Here is a 9416-nt window from a genome sequence, read left to right as displayed (position 1 = left end):
GGTGCCGGGTTGAAGAAGTGCATCCCGACGACGCGACGCGGGCGCACAGTGGCGACCGAGATCTCGGTGACCGACAGCGAGGAGGTGTTGGTCGCGAGGATCGCGTCCTCGCGGACCACCTTGTCCAGCGCGGAGAAGATCTCCCGCTTCAGCTCGAGCCGCTCGATCACCGCCTCGATCACCAGGTCGCAGTCGGCCAGCGCCTCGATCTCGGTGGCGAAGGTGAGCCGGTCGAACAGCGCCTGCTGATCCTCAACGGACAACTTGCCCCGCTTCACGGCCCGGTCGGTCGAGTGCTGGATGTGCCCGCGACCACGCTCGGCCGCCTGCTCGTCCCGTTCCACCCCGACCACGGTCAGGCCGTTCCGGGCGAACACCTCCGCGATCCCGGCGCCCATCGTGCCGAGACCGACCACTCCCACCGTCTTCAGTTCACGAGCCATGGCTCGAAGTGTGCCAGTCACCACACTGGTCCGCACATGAGCTGAGTCACCCCAGAGTGCAACCTCACACCTGCGGGCGCTTTCCTGGCGACCAGCCTCCACCAGTTCCGGCCAGGCGACATGGGGTTCGGCGGGCGGGTGGACTACGGTGCTTTGTCGTGCGCCTGGTGATTGCTCGTTGCTCAGTGGACTACTCCGGACGGCTGACCGCTCATCTGCCGATGGCTCCGCGGTTGTTGATGGTGAAGGCGGACGGGTCCGTGCTGATCCACGCCGACGGCGGTTCGTACAAGCCGCTGAACTGGATGTCGCCCCCGTGCAAGCTGGCGGAGGAGGACGGCGTCTGGAGCGTCACCAACAAGGCCGGCGAGGAACTGCGGATCACCTTCGAGGAGGTCGTCAGCGACACCTCGTACGAGCTGGGACTGGATCCCGGGCTGATCAAGGACGGCGTCGAGGCGCACCTGCAGGAACTGCTGGCCGAGCACGTGCACACTTTCGGCGAGGGCTTCACGCTGGTCCGGCGCGAGTACCCGACCGCGATCGGCCCGGTCGACCTGCTCTGCCGGGACGCCGAGGGCAGGCACGTCGCGGTCGAGATCAAGCGCCGCGGTGAGATCGACGGCGTCGAGCAACTCACCCGGTACGTCGAACTGCTGAACCGCGACCCGCTGCTCACCCCGGTCCGCGGCATCTTCGCGGCCCAGCTGATCAAACCGCAGGCCCAGTTCCTCGCCACCGACCGCGGCCTCGAATGCGTCACCGTCGACTACGACGCCCTCCGAGGGATGGAATCCGACGTCCTCCGCCTCTTCTGAGCAGGCTTGCCCGATTTCGGGCAGATCCTTGGCTTTTGACCCTGAATCACTGCACAGTGGTGCGAGTGATGACTGATGCGGTGGACCCCAGCGACGAGCTCGTCGAACAGGTCAGCCGCACCACCGGGCTAACCCCGGACGACGCGCGCCGTGTGGTCGCCGACGTCCTGGCCTACTTCACCGAGACGACCGAGGACTACGTCCGTCGCCGGCACCGGGAGCTGCAGACCTACGGTGCCCGCAACGACGAGATCTTCGCCCGGCTCGGCACCGAACTCCGGCACTGGCCGGTCCGCTCTCCCGAACTTTCTGCCCGGCAGCTGCGACGCATCGTCTACGGCTGACCAAGAACTCGAGAAAGGAACCATCCATGTGCGGAATCGTGGGGTACGTCGGCACCAAGCCGGCCGCGCCGATCCTGGTGGACGGCCTGGCCCGGCTGGAGTACCGCGGGTACGACTCGGCCGGCGTCGCCGTGCTCGGGTCCAGCGAACTGAAGGTCCACAAGGACGCCGGCCGGGTACGTGAGCTGGAGGCCTCACTGCCCAAGCGGTTCGGCGGCAAGCTCGGGATCGGGCATACCCGCTGGGCCACCCACGGCGGCCCGAGCAAGGACAACGCACACCCGCACGTGAGCGGCGACGAGCGGATCGCCGTAGTACACAACGGCATCATCGACAACGCCGCCGCGCTGCGCGCCCAGCTGGAGGACGCCGGCGTCAAGCTGCGCTCCGAGACCGACACCGAGGTGCTCGCCCACCTGATCGAGCAGGCCGAGGGCGACACCCTCGAGGAGAAGGTGCTCAAGGCGCTGCGCCGGATCGACGGCACCTACGGCATCGCCGTGATCGACCTGGCCTACCCGGACCGGATCGTGGTGGCCCGCAACGGCAGCCCGATCATCCTCGGCATCGGTGACGGCGAGATGCACGTCGCGAGCGACGCCTCCGCGCTGGTCCGCTACACCCGTCAGGTCGTGCACCTGGACGACGGCGAGCTCGCCACCGTCCGCGCCGACGGTTACAGGACCTTCACCAGCGACTCCCGCCCGACCACGAAGACCGCCGAGACCGTCGAGTGGAGCGCCGACGAGTACGAGCGCGGCGCGCACGAGCACTTCATGGTCAAGGAGATCCACGAGCAGCCCGAGGCCGTCCTGCGCGCCATCCGCGGCCGGCTCGACGAGCGCTTCCACACCGTCCACCTCGGCGGCCTGAACATGGACGCCAGGGAGGCCCGCGAGATCAAGCGGGTGAAGATCCTCGGCTGCGGCTCCGCGTACTACGCCGGCCAGCTCGGCGCGCAGTTCATCGAGGAAGTGGCCCGGATCCCCGCTGACGCCGAGCCCGCCTCCGAGTTCCGCTACCGCAATCCGGTCGTCGAGCGCGACACCCTGTACGTCGCTGTCAGCCAGTCCGGGGAGACCCTGGACACGCTGGTCGCGGTCCAGGAGCTGAAGCGCAAGGGTGGTCGGGTGATCGGCCTGGTCAACGCGGTCGGCTCGAGTATCGCCCGCGAGGTCGACGGCGGCGTCTACCTGCACGCCGGTCCGGAGGTGTCGGTGGCGTCGACCAAGGCGCTCACCAACATGGCGGTCGGATTCGCGATGCTCGGCATCCACCTCGGCCGGATCCGGGACGTCTCCCCCGCCGACGGGCGACGCCTGATTGAGGGGCTGAAGAGGATCCCTGCGCAGATCCAGGCGATCGTCGACACCGAGCCGGAGCTCGCCGCGATCGCCGGCCGGCTGGCCAAGCACGAGAGCATCTTCTTCGTCGGCCGGACCCGTGGTTACCCGGTCGCTCGTGAGGGCGCGCAGAAGCTCAAGGAGATCTCGTACCGGCACGCGGAGGCCTACCAGACCTCCGAACTGAAGCACGGTCCGCTGGCGCTGATCTCTCCCGACGTGCCGACCGTCGCGATCGTGCCGAACGACGAACTGCTGGACCGCAACATCGGCGCCCTGCACGAGATCGCGGCCCGCTCGGGTCCGCTGTACGTCGTGACCCACCCGGGCGTCCAGGTCCCGGACGGCGCGGCCGCCGTGATCGAGGTCCCGAAGAACGAGCCGGAGCTCGACCCGATCCTGCTGACCATCCCGCTGCAACTCCTGGCGTACCACGCGTCCGTTGCCCTCGGCCACGACGTCGACAAGCCCCGCAACCTGGCAAAGTCCGTCACCGTCGAGTAACTCCCCGCTTGCGTCCGAAGAACCTTGCGCTATGACCTCAGGTTCTTCGGACGCAACGGGTTGGTGGAGGCCGTCGTTCACCTGTTGGTCGGGTGGATGGGATTGGATCGGTGGACCAACCGTCGTACCGGAGGTTCCTGATGCGCTGGCAGACCCCACTCGCCGCGGTCGTCGTACTGACCGCGCTCACCACGTCACTGACCGCTTCGGCGGCGCCGGCGACCGACCGCCACGGCAGCCCGGATCCGGGCGGGAACTGCTCCCGCGATGCGCGGTTCCTCGGGTTCAGCGACAGCCTGGACAAGACCACGTTCGACGGTCAGCCGGTGGCGGGCCTGTCCGCAATCAACGTCACCAGCCCGGGTCGCGCGATGGCTCTGGTCGACAACATCGGTACGACGCCGGCCCGGGTGTTCGACCTGAGGATCAGTAGCAAGCCCACCGTCAGCGTGAAGGGCATGACGATCCTGCGTCGTCCGGACGGCACCGCCTTCACCGGCGCGGACTTCGACGGCGAGGGCCTGGTCGCCGAGCGCGGCGGCAAGACCATTCTGGCGACATCGGAGCGGGAGCCGTCGATCCGTCGGTTCCGGCTGTCCGACGGCAAGGAGATCGCGTCGCTGCCGGTGCCCGCGCGGTTCCAGGTCGCGCCGGCCGGCGAGGCCACCAGCAACGCGACCTTCGAGTCGCTCGCGGTCAGCCCGGACGGCCACTCGCTCTTCGCCGGCATGGAAGGACCGCTCGCCCCGGACGGCACCGACGCCAGCGGCAGCACCCGCAACAGAATCCTCCGGTACGCCGGTACGCCCGGTCACGGTTATCGCCTGGCCGAGCAACTCGCGTACAAGCCGGACCCCGGACTCGCCCTGGTCGAGCTCGCAGTGGTGAACCGCAACGAACTGGTGTCGATGGAGCGCACCTTCACCCCGGGCGTCGGCAACACGATCCGGGTGTTCACGGTGTCGTTGCGCAAGGCCGTCGACGTGAGCGGCCGCGAGTCCCTGGCCGATGCGCCGGCGAAGGTCTTCCTGCAGAAGAAGTTGCTCTTCGACTTGGTGAACTGCCCGCCATCGGGCGCGGTCGCCAAGCAGCCGCAACCGAACCCCCTGCTGGACAACGTCGAGGGCCTCGCCCTCGGTGGCTACCTGCCCGGCGGCCGGCGCCAGCTGTACCTGCTTTCCGACGACAACGGCGGCGCCACCCAGATCACCCGTCTCTACTCCCTGGCCGTCGACGTTCATTGATCATCCACAGGATGCCGCGGGCAACGGTGGCGGGTTGAGGCCCGCTGGGCGACAATCTGTGGATGCGCGTGATCGTGGTGGGTGCCGGCGTGATCGGGCTCAGTTGTGCCGTCCGGCTGGCCGAGTCCGGGTACGACGTGGCCGTGTTCGCGCGGGATCTCCCACTGGAGACCACGTCGGCTGTCGCGGCCGCGATCTGGAGTCCGTATCTGTCGGCCCCGGCTGATCGCGTCGCCGCCTGGGGACGGACGTCGTACGAGGAGTTCACCAAGCTGGCCGCGCAGGAGCCGTCGGTCCGGTTGCGGCACGGCCAGGAGTTTCTGACCGAGCCGACGCCGGACCCCTCCTGGGCGTCCGCGCTGCCCGATCTGCGCCGGATCGGGTCGCCGCCGCCCGGGTTCAAGGACGGCTGGTCCTTCACCTCGCCAGTGATCGACATGCCGGTCTACCTCCCGTACTTGGTGAAACGTCTCGACGAGGCCGGTGGCACGCTGACTCGTGCTGCCCTCTCGGCGCTGCCCACCCAGGCGGACATCGTGGTGAACTGCACCGGGCTCGGCGCCCGCCTGACTGCCAGTGACCCAACCGTCATTCCCGTCCGCGGACAGGTGCTGACGGTCGAGCAGTTCGGGTTGACCGAGTGGCTGATCGCCGACCGTGCGCCGTCGGACCTCACCTATGTGATCCCGCGCGAGCGTGACGTCGTGGTCGGCGGCACGAGCCAGCCGGACAGCTGGGACATGGCAGTGCACGAGGCCACGGCCGAGCAGATCCTGACCCGCGCGATCGGGCTGGTCCCCCAGCTCCGCAAGGCCAAGGTGCTCCGGCACCGCGTCGGACTTCGCCCGGCCCGTCCCGCGATCCGCTGCGAGGTCGTCCAGACGGGCCACCAGCGCGTAGTCCACTGCTACGGCCACGGCGGCTCTGGAGTGACCCTCTCCTGGGGCTGTGCCGACGAGGTACTAGCGCTGGTCCGCCAGTCCGTCTGACCTGTTCAGGTGGCGAGTCGGGCGTAGCGGCCGTTGCTTTCGACCAGGCTGGTGTGGGTTCCGGACTCGATCACGCGGCCGTGGTCGATGACGACGAGCTGGTCGGCGTCGCGGACCGTCGACAGGCGGTGGGCGATGGTGATGGTGGTGCGGCCCTCGGCGAGCCGGTCGAACGCCTGCTGGACCGCTCGCTCGGTCTCGGTGTCCAGCGCGCTGGTGGCCTCGTCCAGGACCAGGACCCGCGGGTTGCGCAGCAGGGTGCGAGCAATGGCGATCCGCTGCTTCTCGCCTCCGGAGAAGCGGTGCCCGCGGGACCCGACCATGGTGTCGTAGCCCTCAGGCAGCCCGGCGATCAACTCGTGCACCTGGGCAGCGCGTGCGGCTTCCTCGATCTCCGCATCGGTCGCGTCGGGCTTGGCGTAGCGGAGGTTCTCGCGAACCGTGGTGTGCAGCAGGTAGGTCTCCTGGCTGACCACGCCGACCACAGCGGCGAGATCCTCCAGCCGCAGGTCGCGCAGGTCGATGCCGTCGATGGTGACGCGTCCGCTGGTCGGGTCATAGAGACGCGCGACCAACGAGGCGAGAGTGCTCTTGCCGGAACCGGTCTCACCGACCAGCGCCAACGTAGTACCGGCTGGGACGTCCAGGCTGACGCCGGCCACTGCGGCCGTCTCACTGCCCGGGTAGGCGAAGGTAACGTCCTCGAAGCGCACGTGACCCTCGATGCGGGCCGGATCGATCTCGACCGGCTTGGCCGGGTCGTTCACGTCGATCGGCAGGTCGAGGTACTCGAAGATCCGCGCGAAGAGGGCCAGCGAGCTGGTCAGCGCGACGCCGACGTTGAGCAGTCCCATCAGCGGCCGGAACAGCCCGGCCTGCAGGGTGGTGAAGGCGACCAGGGTGCCGATGGTCATGGTTCCGGCGGTCATCGGCAGGCCGGCGCTCAGGTAGATGATCGCCGGGATGGCGGCGAAGATGACGCTCATCGAGGCCATCCGCCACCGGCCGGCCAGCTCCGAGCGGAGCTCCAGATCGATCAACCGGGTCGACGACGCGGTGAAGCGGTCGATCAGGGTCGCCGCGGTGCCCATGGTCTTGCTGAGCTGGATGCCGCTGATCGAGAGACCTTCCTCGACCGTGACGTTGAGATCGGCCAGTTCGCGCTGGCGCTGCGCGGTGATGGCCCGGCGCATCTGGGCGACCTTGCGGGTCAGGTAGATGGACGGCGGCATCACGACGAGCGAGATGAGCGAGAGCTGCCAGGACAAGGCGAGCATGGCCACGGCGGTGGCGATCGCCGTGGTGAGGTTAGAGGCGATGGAGGTGGCCGTCGACGTGACGACGGGCTCCATGCCACCGATGTCGTTGGTGATGCGGGACTGCACCTCGCCGGTGCGGGTCCGGGTGAAGAAGGCCATCGACTGCCGCTGCAGGTGGCCGAAGACGTCGGTACGCAGCCGGTGCATGACCTGCTGGCCGACCCTGGTACTGATCCAGGTCTGGACGACGCCCAGGGCCGAGGTGATGGCGGCGACGGCGACCATGCCGACCACCAGCCAGACCAGAAGCTTCAGCTCCTGCTTCGGCAGCGCCGTGTCGATGACGGCGCGCAGCAGGAACGGTGACGCCATGGCCACCACGGATGATGCGACGATGATCGCCGTGACGACGGCGAGGGAGAACTTGTGGGGGGTGAAGAGCCGTCCGATGCGGCCCAGCGATACCTCGCGGGCCTGCGCTTTCTCGGCGGCTGTGGCTGACTTCTGGCCGGCTCGGCGGCCTCGCTCAAGATTTTCGGGATCCAAGACAAGCACCGTTTCTGTAGGCGGATATGCTGAGGTTACCTCATTATGAGGGTACAACAGGATTGGTTGGTAGCGTATTCCCATGGCCGATGACGACGAGGAGACCCTCCCCGAGACGTTCTGGGGGGTCGCTCATCAGCTGCGGCACCTGCGGAAGGAGACCCTGGCGCCGTGGGACATCGCGCCGTCCCACGCCCGCGCCCTCGGTGTCCTCCTGCGCCAGGGCCCACTGCGACTCAGTGAACTCTCCGACCACCTCCGCATCGCGGCCCGCTCGACTACCGAGGTGGTCGATGCCCTGCAGGATCGCGGACTGGTCGAACGGCGTCCTGACCCGCAGGACCGTCGGGCGACGCTGGTGGCGCCGACCGACGAAGGGACCCGGGTCGGCCAGGCGATCCGCGCCTCCCGCGACGCCGAGGCCGAGGCCTACTTCAGCGTTCTCAGCGATGCCGAACGGACCGAGCTCACCGCCATCCTCCACAAGCTCAGACGCTAAGGACCTGACAGAGGAGGTCGAGGGCGCCGGCGTAGGAGTGGTCGGGCGGGGTGCCATAGCCGACGACCAAGGCCTGGCGGGCCGACGGGTCCGAGGTGAAGCGGTAGCGGTCGAGCGACGCCACTTGCAGGCCCTGCCGGGCCGCTCGATCGACCATGTCCTGGGCATCACCCGGTACGTCGAGCAGTACGTGCATGCCGGCCGCGATCCCCGCCACGCGGACACCCGGAGCTCGCACTGCCAGGAGTTCGACCAGGCGATCCCGGCGGCGACGGTAGTGCAGTCGGCTACGGCGGACGTGCCGGTCGTAGTAGCCGGAGGCAATGAATTCCGCGAGGGTCAATTGGTCGAGCGTCGCGGTCTGGAGATCCGCGGTCCGTTTGGCCGCGAGGACCGGTTCCATCAGGCGCTGTGGGACCACCATCCAGGCGAGGCGCAACCCGGGCGCGAGACTCTTGCTCGCAGTACCGGTGTAGACGACGCGCTCGGGATCCAAAGCCTGCAAGGCGCCGACGGTCTGGCGGTCGTACCGGAACTCCCCGTCGTAGTCGTCCTCGATCAGCACCGCGCCGGTCGATCGCGCCCACTCGACCGCCGCGGTCCGCCGATGCGGCGCCAGCGGAACCCCGGTCGGCATCTGGTGGGCAGGCGTCAGTAACGCCGCCTCGCCGGACAACAGCTCGGCCCGTACTCCGTGCTCGTCCACCGCGATCGGCACCGGCTCCAACCCGCGAGACCGGATCACATCCCAGTGCAGGTCGTATCCGAACTCCTCGACGGACAACGACTTCGCACCCTGAGCCCGCAGTACTGCGCCCAGCAGACTCAGCGCTTGCACATACCCCGAGCAGACCAGAATCAACTCCGGATCGGCCCGTACTCCGCGCGCCCGGGCGAGGTAGTCCGCCAGGGTCCGGCGGAGCTCGATCCGGCCGCGGGGATCGCCGTACCCGAAGGCCTCGTTAGGTGCCGAAGGCAACGCCTTGCGAGCGGCCGCGAGCCATTCGCCGCGCGGGAAGGTGGACAGGTCGGGTGTGCCCGGAGTCAGGTCGTACCGGAATTTCTTTGCCTCGGGCAATGGTGTGCGCGGCACGGGTGACGGGGTCTCCCGGCTGGCGACCTCCGTACCGGAACCCTGGCGGGCCGTCAGCCACCCCTCGGCGACGAGTTGTCCGTAGGCATCGGCCACGGTGTTCCGGGCGACGCCGAGGTCCTTGGCCAGCGTCCGCGACGACGGAAGCCGCGTGCCCGGTGCGAGCCGGCCGCTGCTGATCGACTCGTGCAGCGCCTGCACCAGCTCACCGCGGCCCCGCCGGCCGGCCAGGTCCAGATGCAGATCCGCACCCACCGCGGTGGCAGAATTGGCCCCTGAATCTCCCATGGAAGTGGACCATACACCTGGGCCGCTTCCCGTCTAGCGTGGTCGT

Annotated in this window: 9 protein-coding genes; 6 read left to right on the top strand and 3 right to left on the bottom strand. The window is 68.6% G+C overall.

What is annotated here, in order from left to right:
• The coding region (locus VFG33_RS24105) for a 3-hydroxyacyl-CoA dehydrogenase family protein (protein ID WP_325055214.1) at positions 1–443 on the bottom strand (443 nt) is incomplete at its 3' end.
• Positions 444–601: 158 nt separating this feature from the next.
• Between VFG33_RS24105 and nucS the strand changes: the two genes are divergently transcribed.
• The 5 genes from nucS (at position 602) to VFG33_RS24080 (ending at position 5685) form a co-directional block, all read left to right on the top strand.
• Positions 602–1261, top strand: a complete 660-nt coding sequence (gene nucS, locus VFG33_RS24100) for an endonuclease NucS (protein ID WP_325055213.1) — start codon at positions 602–604, stop codon at positions 1259–1261.
• A gap of 68 nt (positions 1262–1329) precedes the next feature.
• Entirely contained in the window at positions 1330–1605 is a 276-nt protein-coding gene (locus tag VFG33_RS24095; RefSeq protein WP_325055212.1) for a hypothetical protein, read from the top strand.
• A 26-nt stretch (positions 1606–1631) separates the two neighbouring features.
• Entirely contained in the window at positions 1632–3452 is a 1821-nt protein-coding gene (gene glmS / locus VFG33_RS24090) for a glutamine--fructose-6-phosphate transaminase (isomerizing) (RefSeq protein WP_325055211.1), read from the top strand.
• 110 nt (positions 3453–3562) lie between these two features.
• Complete coding sequence (locus VFG33_RS24085; protein ID WP_325055210.1) at positions 3563–4696, top strand: esterase-like activity of phytase family protein; 1134 nt, start codon at positions 3563–3565, stop codon at positions 4694–4696.
• 62 nt (positions 4697–4758) lie between these two features.
• Positions 4759–5685, top strand: a complete 927-nt coding sequence (locus tag VFG33_RS24080; protein WP_325055209.1) for an FAD-dependent oxidoreductase — start codon at positions 4759–4761, stop codon at positions 5683–5685.
• Between the two features lie 5 nt (positions 5686–5690).
• Here VFG33_RS24080 and VFG33_RS24075 read toward each other — a convergent pair whose 3' ends face one another.
• On the bottom strand, positions 5691–7490 hold the full coding sequence (locus VFG33_RS24075; protein ID WP_325055208.1) for an ABC transporter ATP-binding protein: 1800 nt from the start codon (positions 7488–7490) through the stop codon (positions 5691–5693).
• 82 nt (positions 7491–7572) lie between these two features.
• Between VFG33_RS24075 and VFG33_RS24070 the strand changes: the two genes are divergently transcribed.
• Positions 7573–7989 carry a MarR family winged helix-turn-helix transcriptional regulator gene (locus tag VFG33_RS24070; protein WP_325055207.1) on the top strand — a complete coding sequence of 139 codons (417 nt, stop codon included), beginning with the start codon at positions 7573–7575 and terminating at the stop codon, positions 7987–7989.
• On the opposite strand, the gene pdxR is transcribed toward VFG33_RS24070, so the two are convergent.
• Positions 7979–9370, bottom strand: a complete 1392-nt coding sequence (gene pdxR / locus VFG33_RS24065) for a MocR-like pyridoxine biosynthesis transcription factor PdxR (protein WP_325055206.1) — start codon at positions 9368–9370, stop codon at positions 7979–7981. The genes VFG33_RS24070 and pdxR overlap by 11 nt on opposite strands.
• Between the last annotated feature and the right edge of the window lie 46 nt (positions 9371–9416).

Origin of the sequence: Kribbella sp. (genome assembly GCF_035687465.1) — a bacterium.
Lineage (GTDB): Bacteria > Actinomycetota > Actinomycetes > Propionibacteriales > Kribbellaceae > Kribbella.
This window is presented reverse-complemented; position numbering and strand designations above follow the sequence as displayed.

Bases quoted from the DNA above. Each gene is read 5' to 3' on its own strand.
- VFG33_RS24095 (WP_325055212.1), top strand. From the start codon at position 1,330: ATGACTGATGCGGTGGACCCCAGCGACGAGCTCGTCGAACAGGTCAGC.
- VFG33_RS24070 (WP_325055207.1), top strand. From the start codon at position 7,573: ATGGCCGATGACGACGAGGAGACCCTCCCCGAGACGTTCTGGGGGGTC.
- pdxR (WP_325055206.1), bottom strand. From the start codon at position 9,370: ATGGGAGATTCAGGGGCCAATTCTGCCACCGCGGTGGGTGCGGATCTG.
- glmS (WP_325055211.1), top strand. From the start codon at position 1,632: ATGTGCGGAATCGTGGGGTACGTCGGCACCAAGCCGGCCGCGCCGATC.
- VFG33_RS24080 (WP_325055209.1), top strand. From the start codon at position 4,759: ATGCGCGTGATCGTGGTGGGTGCCGGCGTGATCGGGCTCAGTTGTGCC.